The 16,308-nt window shown below is 51.6% G+C and carries 8 protein-coding genes; 1 reads left to right on the top strand and 7 read right to left on the bottom strand.

The features are described from left to right. Nucleotides 1-40 precede the first annotated feature (40 nt). From EA392_05010 to EA392_04995, 4 genes are all read right to left on the bottom strand, one after another. Nucleotides 41-2,962, bottom strand: coding sequence for a T9SS C-terminal target domain-containing protein (locus EA392_05010; GenBank protein ID TVR39988.1), 2,922 nt, complete (start codon nucleotides 2,960-2,962; stop codon nucleotides 41-43). Between the two features lie 165 nt (nucleotides 2,963-3,127). Next, on the bottom strand, nucleotides 3,128-6,052 hold the full coding sequence (locus EA392_05005) for a T9SS C-terminal target domain-containing protein (GenBank protein ID TVR39987.1): 2,925 nt from the start codon (nucleotides 6,050-6,052) through the stop codon (nucleotides 3,128-3,130). Between the two features lie 20 nt (nucleotides 6,053-6,072). Then, nucleotides 6,073-8,724 carry a response regulator gene (locus EA392_05000; protein ID TVR39986.1) on the bottom strand — a complete coding sequence of 884 codons (2,652 nt, stop codon included), beginning with the start codon at nucleotides 8,722-8,724 and terminating at the stop codon, nucleotides 6,073-6,075. A 76-nt stretch (nucleotides 8,725-8,800) separates the two neighbouring features. After that, nucleotides 8,801-11,185 (bottom strand): T9SS C-terminal target domain-containing protein, encoded by a 2,385-nt coding sequence (locus tag EA392_04995; protein ID TVR39985.1) that lies wholly within the window; start codon nucleotides 11,183-11,185, stop codon nucleotides 8,801-8,803. 18 nt (nucleotides 11,186-11,203) lie between these two features. On the opposite strand from EA392_04995, the gene EA392_04990 reads away from it, so the two are divergent. After that, nucleotides 11,204-12,340 (top strand): hypothetical protein, encoded by a 1,137-nt coding sequence (locus tag EA392_04990; GenBank protein TVR39984.1) that lies wholly within the window; start codon nucleotides 11,204-11,206, stop codon nucleotides 12,338-12,340. Between the two features lie 78 nt (nucleotides 12,341-12,418). Here the strand turns inward: EA392_04990 and EA392_04985 are convergent, their stop codons facing one another. The 3 genes from EA392_04985 to EA392_04975 form a co-directional block, all read right to left on the bottom strand. After that, nucleotides 12,419-12,772, bottom strand: coding sequence for a hypothetical protein (locus EA392_04985; GenBank protein TVR39983.1), 354 nt, complete (start codon nucleotides 12,770-12,772; stop codon nucleotides 12,419-12,421). Between the two features lie 107 nt (nucleotides 12,773-12,879). Further along, nucleotides 12,880-13,374 (bottom strand): YkgJ family cysteine cluster protein, encoded by a 495-nt coding sequence (locus EA392_04980; GenBank protein TVR39982.1) that lies wholly within the window; start codon nucleotides 13,372-13,374, stop codon nucleotides 12,880-12,882. Next, nucleotides 13,371-16,265: a glycoside hydrolase family 92 protein gene (locus EA392_04975; GenBank protein TVR39981.1), complete on the bottom strand. Its 2,895-nt coding sequence runs from the start codon at nucleotides 16,263-16,265 to the stop codon at nucleotides 13,371-13,373. Before EA392_04975 ends, EA392_04980 begins: the two co-directional genes overlap by 4 nt. Nucleotides 16,266-16,308 lie beyond the last annotated feature (43 nt).

Below are 16,308 nucleotides of genomic sequence, written 5' to 3'. Positions count from 1 at the left end.
AACCGATTCTGCGCGCTCTCACGAATCAACATGAACGAGACTACATTTTCACTACGCGGAATGAAATGGTTTTTTCATTGTTGTAAGCCCTGAGGATATACAGCCCCGCAGCCCAGCCGGCCACATCTACATGGTGCAGGGTGCCCGGCTTAACGGGGAGTGTTTTGAGCAATCTGCCGGATGCATCGTACAGCTCCACTCCGCGCAAATCGCTGTTGTTGCTCAAATCCAGAAACAGCATATTGCTTACGGGATTTGGGTAAAGGGTGATGCCCGCTTCTGTGAGCTCCTCAATACTGGTCACACATTGCACAAAAATCTCTTCGACGTTACCCGCGCAGCCGTCGGGCGAAATGGCTGTTACGGTAATCCATCCAAACTGGCTGTTGAAATCCACCACAATGGAGTCAGCGCCTTGGCCGGAAAACCCTGCGCCATCGGGAACCGTCCACTCATAGGTAAAACCGGGCTGAGATTCCACGTGGTACACCACGCCCGCTGCATCGCAATCCAAAAACATATCTCCCTGGATTTGGGGTGTGAGCGGTTGGTTAAGCAAGGTAACCAACACTGAATCCACGCCTACACACCCGGCTGAATCAGTTCCGGTAAGCACATAGGTGGTGCTTTGCTGGGGCACAAAGGGCACTCCGTCAACAGCGCCTCCGCTCCAACTGTAGGTGGCTGCACCGGATCCTGTGAGGGTGACTTCATCTCCGGGACATATTTCCGCAGCACTGGCCGAGGCCTGCACGTTATCGGCACCCACGCTTACCAATACGGGGGTAATGGGGCCCTGGCAGTCTTCGGTGGGCTTGATGTTCACATAGTACGTGGTGGTTTGATCGGGCAATACGGTGATGGATGAAGTTCCGCTCGCAATAAGCTCCTCACCCAACTCATCGGCGTACCAGCGGTAATGCTCATCGAGCTCGGCGCCCGATGCGCTGATGGTGGCCGAATCGCCGATACAAATCTCCGCTCCCTGCACGCCCGCCACAGGAGCCACATCTGAGGTTAGATGCGTAATCAGCGGAGTACCCACGCATCCTTCGTGCATAAGCGAAAGTGAATAATCGCCGGAGTGCACAATGGCATTATAGGGAGCAAATTGCGGATTTTGCTCGTCGCTGCTAAAGCCCGCCGGACCGCTCCAATCGTAGATGTACTCAGGAAACCCGGGGCCGAAAAACTGTGCTGTATCCCCATCGCACAGCGGTCCGTTGTTGCGCACCAGGCCATCGTGAAACAGCGTCATAGCCTCATGTTCAGTCAGCGCCCGGCCATAAATTCTAAACTCGTCGAGCCGTCCTGTCAGCTCCTGTGCTCCTGAATTACCTTGAGTATTGCGGCCCATTTCAATGGTAGACAGAATGCGTACGTTTCCAGTTACATTGCTTGTGTTGATGAGGGTGCCGTTTCGGTATATCTGTAGCTGGCTACCGGTGTACACACAGGTGAAATGCTGCCACTGATTATTGGTATTGCCTGCCTGCACAAACTGGTTTCCGTTCACTCGCCAGCGCACCGTACCACTGCTGGTAGTGCCAATCCACAGTCCATCCCCACCTCCTGCTGTTGGCTGCCATGCTGAGAATACATAGCCAAAACTCGCCGGCGTGCTGCTCTGGCGTAGCCAGAAAGCAATGGAAATGGGATTCTGGGTGTTGTGGAATTGTGTTAGAGGAAAGGGGCTGCCGACTCCAACGCGTGCGCCTGAGCCAAAACTCAAAGCGCTGTTGGGATTGCCGTTTCGATCGTCAACGGGTACAAGGCTACCCGACATGGAGCCATTGAGTCCCAAGCCCGAAAAGTCGGTTGCATCGCCGTCAAAAGGATAATACAGCAGTAAGTCGGAAAGGATGTCATTACCCAAAGCTGCGTTGGGGTTGTTGATGCTAAGACTTGCGGTGTTGTCTGAAACTTTCGGGTACCGTGAGGCCACCACGCGCACACGGTAGTTGTTGCCCGAGCCCACGTCATCGGGAATGGTAGCCTGAATGGTTCCGCTGCCTGTGCCGGCAGCGCTACCAATGGTTGTGGGATAGCGGAAACTGCCCTGCGGATTAGAGAGCTGCAGGTAGAAGGTGTTATCCTCCTCAAACTGGTTACTGCCAATCAGTGTAAAGGGAACCTGAACTGTGGCCCCGGCACAAAAAGAACCAAGGTCTTCTGTGTCTATCATGATGCGGGGTTGGTTGTAGAGGGCACTTACCTCTGCGGCGCTAAGAGGATAGTTCCAGACGCGCACCTCATCGAGGTTACCGGTAAGAAACTGACTCAAATCTTCCCGACATCCGAAGCGTGTAAACTGCGTTGTGGCTCCACCAGTATAGTTTTCCTGTACCTGAGCGTTTAGTACCCCATCCACATACACACTCAAAAGATTGTTATTAGCCGCAGTCAGCACCAGGTGATGCCACTCGCCATCGGCAAAAGAACTATCCGTGTTCACAATGGCAGCACTGCTGGGAGTTCCTGCAATGCATCGTATCCGGTTGTTTACAGGCTCAACACGTATCCAAACACTCCGCTGGTTGAGGAGCCCTTCCCAGAAAAGAACCTGGAAAAACTCAGACTCCGCCCTAAACCACATTTCGACCGAAAAATTGGCAATTTGATTGACAAGACGGGTGTTTACATTTACCCTGCTGGCTCCGTCAAAGGCTCCGGCAGTACTGTCTAACCCTGCTGCGTTCTCGCCAAATGACGCGTTGAAAAAGCTACTGTGAAAATTGAACGCGCTATTCGATACGTTGTCATAGTCACCATTCATGGGATGATAACTCCGAAGTCCGGGCGAAAAGTCAATTTGGGCCTGTACAAAAAGCGGCAATAAGAAGAGTGCTGCGATAAGGTTGCGTAGTTTCATATTTTCGAAAGATTTGTTTGCTGCAAATCTCCGAACACGCTTGTTAACATGCGTTACACGCTGTTGCATGTTCATTACAAACTGTTGCATTCAGCGCTGATTATTACTTCGGGACTACTTGCCGCAAGGAATTAGTTTACAGCTTGAATCGTTGTTGCAATTTGGCAACAACAACCATTTGAATAAGCATGCACAAGAAAAAACGCGCAGAACCGAACCGATTCTGCGCGCTCTCACGAATCAACATGAACGAGACTACATTTTCACTACGCGGAATGAAATGGTTTTTTCATTGTTGTAAGCCCTGAGGATATACAGCCCCGCAGCCCAGCCGGCCACATCTACATGGTGCAGGGTGCCCGGCTTAACGGGGAGTGTTTTGAGCAATCTGCCGGATGCATCGTACAGCTCCACTCCGCGCAAATCGCTGTTGTTGCTCAAATCCAGAAACAGCATATTGCTTACGGGATTTGGGTAAAGGGTGATGCCCGCTTCTGTGAGCTCCTCAATACTGGTCACACATTGCACAAAAATCTCTTCGACGTTACCCGCGCAGCCGTCGGGCGAAATGGCTGTTACGGTAATCCATCCAAACTGGCTGTTGAAATCCACCACAATGGAGTCAGCGCCTTGGCCGGAAAACCCTGCGCCATCGGGAACCGTCCACTCATAGGTAAAACCGGGCTGAGATTCCACGTGGTACACCACGCCCGCTGCATCGCAATCCAAAAACATATCTCCCTGGATTTGGGGTGTGAGCGGTTGGTTAAGCAAGGTAACCAACACTGAATCCACGCCTACACACCCGGCTGAATCAGTTCCGGTAAGCACATAGGTGGTGCTTTGCTGGGGCACAAAGGGCACTCCGTCAACAGCGCCTCCGCTCCAACTGTAGGTGGCTGCACCGGATCCTGTGAGGGTGACTTCATCTCCGGGACATATTTCCGCAGCACTGGCCGAGGCCTGCACGTTATCGGCACCCACGCTTACCAATACGGGGGTAATGGGGCCCTGGCAGTCTTCGGTGGGCTTGATGTTCACATAGTACGTGGTGGTTTGATCGGGCAATACGGTGATGGATGAAGTTCCGCTCGCAATAAGCTCCTCACCCAACTCATCGGCGTACCAGCGGTAATGCTCATCGAGCTCGGCGCCCGATGCGCTGATGGTGGCCGAATCGCCGATACAAATCTCCGCTCCCTGCACGCCCGCCACAGGAGCCACATCTGAGGTTAGATGCGTAATCAGCGGAGTACCCACGCATCCTTCGTGCATAAGCGAAAGTGAATAATCGCCGGAGTGCACAATGGCATTATAGGGAGCAAATTGCGGATTTTGCTCGTCGCTGCTAAAGCCCGCCGGACCGCTCCAATCGTAGATGTACTCAGGAAACCCGGGGCCGAAAAACTGTGCTGTATCCCCATCGCACAGCGGACCATTGTTGCGCACCAAACCATCTTGGTGCAGCGTAGAAACCTCGATGGCAGTGAGCGCCCGGCCATAAATCCTGAACTCGTCCAGGCGGCCGTTCAATTCCTGCGGACTGGTAAAGCCTTGTGTGTTGCGCCCCATTTCTATGGGTGTGAGTATGCGCACATTGCCCGTTACATTGCTGGTATTGATAAGGTTTCCGCTACGGTAAATCTGAATTTGGCTACCGGTGTAAACACATACAAAATGCTGCCAGGCGTTGTTGGTGATTGCAGCCGTAACGGTTTGGTTGCCGTTTACCCGAAACATGACCGCCCCAAAGCTACCGGTGCCTATCCAGAGTCCTTCGCCAGGGCCTGAAATGGGCTGCTGCCACGCCGAGAAAATATAGCTGTATGTCATGGGGGTAGAACTTTGACGAATCCAGAACGAAAACGAAATGGGGTTTTGGGTTTGGTTGAACGAAGTGAGTTGATACGGAGCACCAACCTCAACACGTCCCTGGCTTCCGAAGCTCAAAGCGCTGTTTGGATTGCCGTTTCGGTCTTGCACGGGCACGAGGCTTCCTGACATGGCACCGTCCAGCCCAAATCCTGAAAAATCGGTTGCGTCGCCATCAAAAGGATAGTACAAGAGCAGGTCGGAGTTGATATCATTACCCAACGCAGCATTGGGGTTGTTGATGCTGAGACTTGCGGTGTTGTCTGAAACTTTTGGATAGCGCGAGGCCACCACGCGCAGGCGATAGTTGTTGCCCGAGCCCACGTCATCAGGAATGGCAGCCTGAATGGTTCCGCTACCGGTGCCGGCTGCGCTACCTATGGTTTTGGGATAACGGAAACTGCCCTCCTTGTTGGATAGTTGCAGGTAAAATGTATTGTCCTGTTCAAACTGGTTATTACCAATCACCGCAAAGGGAACCTGAACAGTGGCCCCGGCACAAAACGAACCAAGGTCCTCCTGGTCAATCATGATGCGGGGTTGGTTGTAGAGGGCACTTACCTCTGCGGCGCTAAGTGGGTAGTTCCAGACACGCACCTCATCCAGTCCGCCGGTAAGATATTGCGAAAGGTCTGCCCGGCACCCGAAGCGCGAGAATTGTGTGGTGGCACCCGATGAATAGCCCTGTATCACCTCCTGCTCAAGCTCACCATCTACATACACTCTGAGAAGGTTCGCCCCTGAGCCGGTAAAAACGAGGTGATGCCACTCTCCGTCATTATATGCACTGCTTGTCATGGCAGAGGCAGTATTGCCCGGCTGGCCAGCATAGCAGCGAATACGGTTGTTTGAAGGCTCTACCCGAATCCATACGCTTCGCTGGTCCATGGCTCCCTCCCAAAAGAGCACCTGAAAAAACTCTGATTCGGCGCGAAACCATAGCTCAACGGAAAAGTTGGCTGTGTGATTCACCAACCGGTTGCTGAGGTTCACCCTGTTTGCTCCTCCAAAAAAACCGGCCGCATCGTCAATTCCTGCAGCATTTTCGCCAAAGGATGAATTGAAAAACGAGGCGTGAAAAGTAAATGCGCTCGATGAAGCATTGTAATTATCACCATTTGTCGGATGGTAACTGCGAAGCCCAGGTGTAAAATCAATTTGAGCCTGTACAAAAAGGGGTAGAAGCAAGAGCGATGCGATAAGGTTGCGTAGTTTCATGTTTGCTGAAGATTTGTTTACTGCAAATCTCCGAAGCCCTGCCATAACCTGCATTGCCGTCAGTTGCAACTCCATCACATTTTGTTGCATGAAAGCAAAAACCCTGCTTTTCAGCTCAGTTTACTTGGGGCAAACCCGAAGTGCTGGGTAAAAGACCGCGTGAACTGGCTCTGGCCGCCAAAGCCACAAGCATAAGCTACCTCCGTTACATTGAGGTGGGTGGTTTTTAGTAGCTCATGTGCCTTTTCGAGTCGTACTACCCGCATAAACTGACCGGTTGAATGACCTGTAAGCGACTTAATCTTGCGGTGAAGCTGACTTCGGCTCAAGTGCATGGCATCCGACAGTTCAGGAACACCAAAAGCACTGTCGTCCAAACGTGCCAGTAACTTCTCAACAACTTCTTTCAGGTATGGATTTCCGGCGCTCAGGCGCTCCTCCAGTGTTATGTCTTCATTGCCCGTGCTCTCCTGAAATCGGGCTTTCAATTGTTCGAGGTAGGCAAACAGGTTCCGGCACTGAAGCATTAATTCGTCGGGGTGAAAAGGCTTGGCGAGGTAGGTAATGGCTCCGGCTTCAAGACCTTCCACACGGCTTTGTACCGAACTTTTAGCTGAAAAAACGATCACCGGAATGTGCTCACAAAGGGTGTTGGCCCGCAGTTTTCGCAGCATTTCTATGCCGTCCATCCCCGGCATTACCACGTCGGTTAAGATGACATCAGGCATTTCGCGCAGGGCCGTTGCAAGCCCTTCAACACCATTGGACACGTGCAGCACACGGTACTCAGCGCGCAACAAGCCCGCTGTAAAGGTGGCCATATCAGGGTCATCTTCCACAAGCAACACAAGCGGTCGTTCATCCGGTAATTCTTCAACATCTTCCATCTGCTCCGGCAACAACACAGGCTTGCCTAGATTCAGGCTCACCGTAAAGGTGGTGCCCTTGCCCGGCTCGCTGCTCAGTTTTACGGAAGCGTCCACCAGGTTGCTGAGTTCGCGCACCACCGAAAGGCCAACTCCTGTTCCGGGTACATCCTTACCGGCTTCACCTCTGTTGAAACGCTCAAAGATGCGTTCGTGCCACTCTTCCGCTATTCCCGGTCCGTTGTCACTCACTTCAATCATTAAATCATGTTGGGGATTGAGTGATACCGTAACGCGCACCTCACCACCCAATGGGGTGAATTTTATGGCATTGGAGACAAGATTGGCCGTAATGTGCTCAAGCGCGTTGGCCGGAAACCTGTAATTCGCCTCCACTTCCGGGGCATTCACCTGCAACGAAACGCCATTGGCTTCTGCCTCGGCGCGAAAAGCCTCTGCCAGTCCACGGATAAACTCAACAGGGTTGCCTTGCTGAACGGCCAGGCGATAACGGCCGCTATCGAGCCTTGAAACTTCGAGCAGTTCATTCACCAGATTTACCAAACGCCGCGCATTGCGTTCAATGAGGATGAAGTCTTCCTCAAACTCGGGGGCATTAAACCGATGCCTGATTTTGTTGAGCGGGCCGGTAATCAAGCTCAGAGGCGTTCGGATGTCGTGTACAATGTGTTGGTAGATGCGCGCTTTGGCCTCTTCCAGACGTTCGCGTGAGCGTTTGCGCTGGTAGTAATAAAGCGCAATCATGGCCGTGATAAGAAGCAATACGAGCAGGCCGAGCAACAGGTTAATCCATCGGCTGCGGAATTTTTCAGCCTCCAGCTGCTGCTGAAGGATTTCGGATTGCTGCCGCTCAATTTGCTCGTCTTTGAGCGCCGTTCTGAACTGCGTTTCGAGCTGCTCTACCTTGTTTCGGGTTTCGTCTTCGTAAAGTTCTTCACGAAGTTCGAGTTGTTGCTTTTTGTAATCATAGGCGCGTTGATAGTTACCCATTTTTTCGTGCAGAAAGGCCAAACTGCGATAGATATTGAGTGTAATGTAGGGGCGCGAAGCCTGCTCGCTCATTTCGAGGGCTCCCTCCAGCAAAGAGCGTGCTTCCTGAAGTTTACCGAGATGGGTGTACACTTCACCCAGGTTGTGACGCGCGGTAATTTCATTGGGTAAGTCCTCATGCATTTGAGCGCTAAGCAGTGCTTTTTCAAAGTAATAAGCGGCGGAATCGAGATGGCTTAAGCCCACTTGCTGGATACTGCCCATGGCGTTGTACAATCCGGCCGTGTAAAAGGGTACCTCATCGCCGGAGTCTTTAAAAAGCTGTTGCTCGGCATTGCGCAAAATGATCATGGCCTTATCATGCTCCACCTGCGCGTGATATATAGTGGCCAGGTTACCCATAACAACAGCATAGTACCGCAAATCACCCGCCTGAAGTTTGAAATCCGCCGCCTGTTGCAGGTAATTTGCAGCCTTGGGTAGGTTGCCGAGATAGTAGAAGTTTGATGCCAGGCCATTGTAAAACGACGCGAGTTTGTGGGGATCGTTTTCAGAACGGGCTAATTCAATGGCGCGGAGAAAAAACTCAGACGATAAGTCATACTTACCGAGTTGCTGCGCGGCTTCGGCAACCAAAGCCGAGGCGTTCATTCGCACTATGGATTCCGCAGCGCAATCTGCAGCCAGCACATCATTTCCAATGGCAAATGCAGAGTCAGGGTGATTGGCGAGTAGCGCGTTGGCTTCATGAATTTGCCGGTGGCAATCAGCAGCCAAATCACTTTCTGGCTGAGCGCATACTCTACTGCTCAAAACGAGGAAAAAACAACCTCGCAGCACGAACATAAAAAAACGGGCAGACCCGATGTTGTACACCGTTTTCATCTGCCCGCAAAATTAATGACCCATTCAAAGATTGTCACAACTTAATTTGGCAATCATTGGGACAAAAACGGTTGGTCTATTTCACCACAATACGCTCGCTGCGGCACTGCACGTCCGAGGCAATGTCAAGGATGTACATCCCGGGCGATAATCCATCTAAGCCAATGGTGTTGTTGCCTTCCATCAGCGCAACCGACTTCACCAAAGCTCCTGTCATACTGAAAATATGCAGCGTTTCGCCGTGATAGCCCCACACATTGACCACATTCATTGCAGGGTTGGGAAAAGCCGCGGGTATTTCGTTAGTTGCAATTTCGTGGGTTGAAGTCACCACGTTCCAGCCTACGACATTACTCAATTCCTGGCTGTTGTTGGCGATAAAGGTTGCGCCACCTGTTGCGTGGTTATCCTGAAGAATCAGGAAATTGCCAGTTACAGTTCCCGAGGACTGGCTGAAGGTTGCTTCCGAACCCTCCTGCGAACTGAAGATCTCAATGGGCTCTTCAGCCGTACCCTCAACAATCAGTGCTTCGGTTGTGACCGTAATGCCCGCCTGAAGCTCCACAATGGCACCGGGAAGGATGGTAAGTTCCACTGCAAAAAAGCTTCCGTATACATTTTGTGTAGGGCTTCCCGCTGCACCTTCGAGATATACCTTGTAATAATCCTGACCGTTGGAATGGAAGGACCCGCTGGAGAATATCTCAGTGTTGCTCAGCGCAAACTGCCCCGGAGGAGCGCTGTTCTGGAACAAGCGAACACTCAGCGAGATGCCTGACAGATCGGCAAATGCCACCGAATTGGAAGTAAATTGAAGCTGAAACAACACATTGATATCATTGCCATTGGCAAAGAAGTTTCCGCTTTGGAAAGCCAGGCTTCGGAGCGATAAAGGGGTGAGCAACTGCACGGAGCCACCGGTGTTGACTGTAAGGTTGCAGCTGTTGCCCATGCTCCCGCCCGCAACCGAAAGGGTTACATCTGATTCTGAAAGCAGACTCACATTTCCCAGTGAAATAAACACGTCGCTGTCGCTGATGAAGTTTCCATACACGTTAAGATTTCCCGTGCCCGGTTGATTAATGATTGCATTTTCACTCACATTGGTGATGGTGAAATTTCTGCAGCTGCGGGTGGTAGTTCCAAGGTTTACATTGTTTCCCGAATTCAAACCGGAGTTCTCGTCGAAGTACACATCATCCACCGCCGTGGGAGGGCTCGTGTGAAAGCTGCTTCCGCCGGAGGTTGTTGCCCAGTGGCTCATATCGTCCCAGCTTCCTGCGCCACCTACCCAGTAGTAATCCATTGGTACGGTAATGGAAATGTTCCAGCCGGTGTTGTTTCCCTGATCGATGCTTTCTTCGGCGTTGAATTCAGCGCCACCGCTTGCATTGTTGTCCTGAAGAATGAGATACGAAGCATTCACCTCGCCAGAGGCCTGATAAAGCGTGGCTTGTGTGCCCACGGTGGTAGATCGAATGGATGCCGCCTCTGCAGACGAGCCGTGAAGCACAAACTGATCGGCTGTTTGCACAGTCCCGGCCGTCAGAGCAATATCTGCCCCGGGAATGGCCTCAAACGTACCGAAAAAGTTCTCGCCTTTGATTTCGGCCTCACCTGTAAAAACCACGTAGTTATAGTAGTGCCCCGCACCGTAAAAATCACCGAAAATGTTGTTTTGGCTTCCGAAATAAATGGTGGCATTGCCTGCATCCAGGTTGGTGCCCGGTATCATCCACCACAAGCGGGTATAGATGTTGGACGTTCCCAGATTGAGGGTGGAATTGGGCTGGTTACCATATATGCGCTGTGTAGTATGGATGGGATGGTTGTTGGTGTTGAGTTCACTCCCGTACACATATACATTATCCGCAGAAATGGAGTCGTTTTGATGGAAACTCCCTCCACCTACCAGTTGTAAGAATCCGCCCAGGTTAAGCTCACCGGTGGTAATCTGGGCTTCGGTGTCACTCATCATCATCATCATCCGGAAACTTCTGCCCATGGCCGAAGACATGTTCAAATCGCCGTAAATATGAATCTGATCGTAGAAATTCAATCCGACAATGGTGGGATTGTGCTGCACATTTACCGCCGTGAAGTTTCGGCAGTAGGTTTCGGGCAGGTCGAGTGTAACTGTTTGGCCGATGGTGGAAAATGAGTTGGCATCAAAGTAAACGTCATTATCAGGGCCCGGTAGCTCGGTGTGTAAAGTACTTCCACCGGAAGTAGTTGCCCAATGCGATAGGTCGCTCCAGTTACCACCATCGCCTACCCAGTAGTAGTCTTGAGCGATAAGCGATGCCGACAAAATCGTGGCAACAGCAAGTGCGTAAAAATTCTTCATGGTGTTTTTAGGTTTGGTTTGTTGGCAAAATACCGGTAAACGCCTTGTGCAGTCGTCACCCGTTTGGGTGATTTGAGGTTTAACGGGTCGGGCAGCGCAGGCTGAGCAGGGCATTTCCTTAGCTTTGCCCCGATGACCGTGTATGTAACCTACAACGACCAGCCTTCAGGAGTGTACGCCAGTCAGGTGTGTGACGTGGTTGCATTTCTGAACCGGGAAGGAGTCAGCAAAACAAAGTTGGTGGCCTTTGTGTCGGTACGACGGTATTCCGATTCACGGAAGAAAATCAAGGCTTTAAGCCCGTCGGCATGGGTGTTTCCGATGGTTCCGAGGATGCAAAACTGGCGTTGGAACGCCCCATCGCTGTGGCTTATCCTGTTGCTGCTCCGGCCCAAAAATGTGATGGCCCGCGGAGTTTTTTCGTTTCACCTTGCCGCGTCGGCCCGAAAGCTCCTGCCACATTTCAAGCTGGTTCTCGATGCGAGAGGAGCTTATTTTGCCGAGTTTGAAGAGTACCGTGTGGTAGATGATGATGCGTTTATAGGCAGAGTTCGGGAACTCGAAAAACAAGCCCTGCAACAGTCGGATGCACAACTTGCCGTTTCCAGGTCATTGGTGGCCTACTGGAAGAAGTACTTTGGTTTTGAAGGCAAAAATACGCAGGTAATACCTTGCACCCTTTCCTCTAAACATGATTCGGCTCTGATGCCATCAGAACAGAGAGAAAAGCTCCGCAAAGAAGCCGGCCTCACTGCGGAAAACATCTGCCTTGTGTACTCAGGTTCGGCTGCGGGCTGGCAATCGCTTAATGTGCTGATGGAATCCATGGCAGGCTGGCTGCACGATGAACCATTGCTGCATATCTGGCTGCTCACGCCGATGGACACGCTTGAAGGAACCCCGCTTGCCAAATTCAAGGACCGGGTACAATTGCGTTGGGTGAAACCCAATGAAGTCGATAAGATACTGGCTTTGGCCGACTACGGTTTGCTCCTGCGCGAACCAAGTGTTACCAATCAGGTTGCATCACCCACCAAGTTTGCAGAGTATCTCAGCGCCGGTCTTGGTGTGCTAATCAGTCCGCAAATTGGTGATTTCAGCGCATTTGTGGAGGAAAAAGGCTGTGGCTTCGTACTGGATGGCATCGGCTTACCCATCGCCTCATTGCAGACCGCTTCGGAGGCTGAAAGAACGAAGAACCATGCTCTGGCAAACGATTACTTCACAAAGTCCGCATTCAAAGAGTCCTACTCAGGGCTTCTGCAATAAACTGGCATCACAAGCGATCAAAAAAAATCCGACCCCCTTTGCAGGAGGTCGGATGAATCTCGGGAATTTCATTCTGGCTTAGAGGTCTTTTTCCTCTGCCTTCTCTTCGCGGGCTGCGGTAGCACTGCAACAACCTGATTTGCCTTTGCTAGCGGTTGCGCTTGCTCCGGAGCAGGGCTTATCGCACTTTTTGGCAGCTTCGCCACTGCAAGACTTCTTGGTATCGGCAGTTGCGGTTTCAGATGTAGAAGCGTCCGCAGAAGCAGAAGCTTTGGAAGCGCAGCACGCTTTTTTACCGGCATCAGCTTTATCGCCGGCACAGCTTTTTACAGCAGTCTCAGATGTGGCGGTTGCACTGTCCTGGGCAAATGTTTCGTGCGAAAGCACGGTCAGGGCCAGCATCATCGAAAAAATCATCAAAATCTTAGTCATGGGTGTAGGGGTATTAAGTGTTGTTTCCTGAAAGGTAAAATTACAACTTTCGGGCCATGTGTCAACGGTAAATCGAAATTAACATTGTGCGCCACCACGGAAAAGTCCTATTTCCCTACCTTCTCGCGCACTAGTTCAAGAATGTTCAGAACGGCAGGACAAACAGCGGCATTCTTTAGCGTTAGCGACATAATTTCCTGCATATTTCGCCTATCTGTGTGAGGATATTCCCGGCATGCTTTGGGCCGAACATCGTAGATGCTGCAGTAATTATCCGCACCCAGAAAAGCGCAAGGCACTTTTTGCAGCACATAGTCACGGTCTTCATCCACCCGTAAATAGCGCTCAATAAATGCTGCCGGACGCATCTTCAGATACCTCGCGATGCGTTCAATATCCTTATCGGTGAAAAGCGGGCCGGTGGTTTTACAGCAGTTGGCACATTGCAGGCAATCGGTGCAGGCAAAAACATCCTCGTGCGCCTCATGAATCAGCTCATCCGCCTTGGAAGATGGCATTGCTTGTAGCTTCTGAACGAGCTTTCGGTGCTGTTTTTTAAGTCCGGCCGCACGCTGCTTGAGATTCAAAAGTTCTTCATTCATTCAATCACAATTTCATCTGCAAACAACCAGCTCTGACCTCCGGCTCCTATATGCCAGTCAGGGCAAGGGCCGTAATTGGGTGCGGTAATTTTGATGTAACGCACATCCGTGCCCACAGACTTCTGAAAGTCGAAAACCATTCCGCCGTATGCGTCGTCAGGAATGTTGTGCAAAACACTTCCCAATTCACTGAACTGTTTTCCATCTCCCGAAACGTAAAACCTCACCTCCGGCGGAAGCCATATCCAGCTTTTTACGTCTTGTAAAAACCCAACTGTTACCTTTTTTACCGGTTGTACTTCTCCCAAATCCAATACAACCTCAAAATCCTGAGCCTGGTAGCCCTGCCAGCGACCCGTGCGGTAGTTATTGCTGCCGCGCAGATAGTCAATGAGCGCACCGTCCCCACCCGCGCTGTACTGATTGGCATAGGTCATTCCGAGGGTGATACTGCGTTTTCCATCAATTTTGTGCCAGGTGTTTGCTATCGATTTGCTTGTATTTCCCTTGGGCATCATTGACCAGGCTTCGAGATGTGCGGTACTATGAAGTACAATTGGCTTCTCGTACCTGAAAAACGAACCATTGTCCTTTCGAACGAAAATATTTACCAGTGAATCTACGCATCCAAGTGCCACTTCCACACTATCCGTAAAAGTTGAGGATGTGCTCAAGAAATAAGGAAGCGGGGCAATAGGCAGGGCATTTATAGCTGAGTGAGGACGAAGTTCAGGAAGCGCACCTGCGGTATTGGGTTCAGGTCCCATGGTGAATTGCATTTCTCCGCCCGCCATGATGTCATCGTGACGAAGGTAGAGATTGGGCCAATCCCCTCCATTGAGTTTAACGTCCTGCACGTATACATTTTCCGGTGCCTGGTTTTTTACGGTGATGTTGAAGGTGCGCTCGTTTTCCAAATGAATAGCAATGTGATCAAACAGCGGAGAACCAAGGGTGTACTGTGTGCTCCCCGGCGTTACGGGGTAAAAGCCCATTGCGCTAAACACGTACCACGCGCTCATCTGTCCGCAATCTTCATTGCCGCTCAGTCCGTCGGGGTGAATGGTGTAGAGTTCATCCACAATCTGCCGAACGCGCTGTTGCGTTTTCCAGGGCTGACCCGTGTAGTTGTAAAGGTAGGCCATGTGGTGACTGGGTTCATTTCCGTGGGCGTACTGGCCGATTAAGCCCGTAATATCGGCCTGATCCCTGCCGGTGGTCTCACTCGGCGCGTTGAACATCCGGTCGAGATGGGCCTCTAGTTCGGCTTCGCCTCCGTGCAGCGCAATGAGGCCTTCAATATCGTGCGGAACAAACAGCGCGTAGTGCCAGGCGTTGGCTTCGGTGTAGTTGTAGTTTACTTCCGAAGGGTCGAAGGGGCCGAACCAACCGCCGTCCATGCGCGCCCGGAAAAACTTTGTTTCGGGGTCGAACAGGTTTTTGTAGTACTGTGCTCTCTCTGAATACATTTGCCAGGAAGCGGTGTCACCTAAAGCTTTGGCGAATTGGGCAATGCACCAGTCGTCGTAGGCGTATTCCAGTGTTTTACTCACGCTCTCGGGTTCGTCGGCTGCCAGAATGGCCCCGTGCTTCATGTAGCTCTCCAGCCCAAAATGTGGCATGGTGCTCACGTCGAGCATAGCCTTGAGCATAGCCTGTGCATCAAAATCGCGGATTCCTTTCATCCAGGCATCAACCACCACCGGAATACTGTGGTAGCCAATCATGCAATCGGTTTCATTGCCGGCCAGTTCCCACACGGGAAGTCTGCCGCTTTGCTCATAATGCAAGAGAAAAGTGCGCAGAAAATCCGCAGTGCGCTCGCGTTCAATGATGGTAAAAAGCGGGTGCAGTGCACGAAAGGTATCCCATAGTGAAAACACCGTATAGACGAGGTGGTCCGCATGATGCACCTCACCGTCCATTCCGCGGTACTCGCCATTGACATCGCTGAAAATATTGGGGGCCAGCATGGTGTGGTAAAGCGCTGTGTAAAAAGTGATGCGCTCATCTTCCGAGCCGCCGGATACCTCAATTTTTCCGAGGTGTTCTTCCCAGCTCTTACGGGCCTGTGCGTGCAATTGGTTGAACTTCCAATGAGGAACCTCGGCCGCCGTATTTTGGCGCGCATTCTCAACTGATACAGCCGAAATGCCCACCTTCACCAACAGCGTATCCGGGCTTTGGAAGTGAACGGCTGCAACCCGACCGTTTTCGTTCCACTCCACCTCACGGATGGGCTGGCTGAATTGTGCCACAAAATACACGTGCTGCTCGTCGGCCCAGGACTGGGAAATCCTGTAACCGCTGATTTCATCGGGGCCGCTTTGAATCAACTCAAAATCTAGCACCTTGTCGCGGTGCTCCAGGTCAATAATTACATGTGCTTCTCCTTCGGGAAAGGTGTAGCGGTGCATCCCAACCCTGGGTGCAGCGGTAAGCTCCACGCCAATGTTGTAATCACGCAGGTGCACCGCGTAGTAGCCGGGGGCAGCCTTTTCGCTTTTCTTACTGAATGAAGACGCATATCCCAACTCGATTTTATCCGGATAACCATTGCTGAATTGAACATCACCGGTATTGGGCATAAGCAGGATGTCGCCGTAATCGCTCACTCCTGTTCCGCTCAGGTGGGTGTGGCTGAAGCCGTACACAACGGTATCGGTAAAATGGTAGCCACTGCAGCCGTCCCAGCCTTCGAGGCGCGTATCCGGGCTGAGTTGCACCATTCCGAATGGGGTGGTTGCTCCGGGATAGGTATGTCCGTGTCCGCCCGTGCCGATAAAGGGGTTCACATAGTCAGCAACGGTTTTTGCTTCGGGAGCGGTTTCTTTTGAGCACCCACTCAAAGCGAAACATACAAAAACCCCAAGGGTGAGTCGTGCAAGCATTCCGGAAGAATTTGCAGTAAAGGTAAGTGTTATCGCGTGGGGG

It is taken from the genome of Cryomorphaceae bacterium, from assembly GCA_007695365.1.
In the GTDB taxonomy this organism is placed as follows: Bacteria; Bacteroidota; Bacteroidia; order Flavobacteriales_D; family SKUL01; genus SKUL01.
The sequence above is the reverse complement of the archived record's forward strand: the minus strand, read 5'-3'. Positions and strand labels throughout refer to the sequence as shown.

What these genes read in the sequence shown, in the direction of transcription:
- EA392_05005 (TVR39987.1), bottom strand. Translation starts at nt 6,052, where the DNA reads ATGCAACAAAATGTGATGGAGTTGCAACTGACGGCAATGCAGGTTATG.
- EA392_04995 (TVR39985.1), bottom strand. Translation starts at nt 11,185, where the DNA reads ATGCCCTGCTCAGCCTGCGCTGCCCGACCCGTTAAACCTCAAATCACC.
- EA392_05000 (TVR39986.1), bottom strand. Translation starts at nt 8,724, where the DNA reads ATGAAAACGGTGTACAACATCGGGTCTGCCCGTTTTTTTATGTTCGTG.
- EA392_04980 (TVR39982.1), bottom strand. Translation starts at nt 13,374, where the DNA reads ATGAATGAAGAACTTTTGAATCTCAAGCAGCGTGCGGCCGGACTTAAA.
- EA392_04975 (TVR39981.1), bottom strand. Translation starts at nt 16,265, where the DNA reads ATGCTTGCACGACTCACCCTTGGGGTTTTTGTATGTTTCGCTTTGAGT.
- EA392_05010 (TVR39988.1), bottom strand. Translation starts at nt 2,962, where the DNA reads ATGCAACAGTTTGTAATGAACATGCAACAGCGTGTAACGCATGTTAAC.
- EA392_04990 (TVR39984.1), top strand. Translation starts at nt 11,204, where the DNA reads ATGACCGTGTATGTAACCTACAACGACCAGCCTTCAGGAGTGTACGCC.
- EA392_04985 (TVR39983.1), bottom strand. Translation starts at nt 12,772, where the DNA reads ATGACTAAGATTTTGATGATTTTTTCGATGATGCTGGCCCTGACCGTG.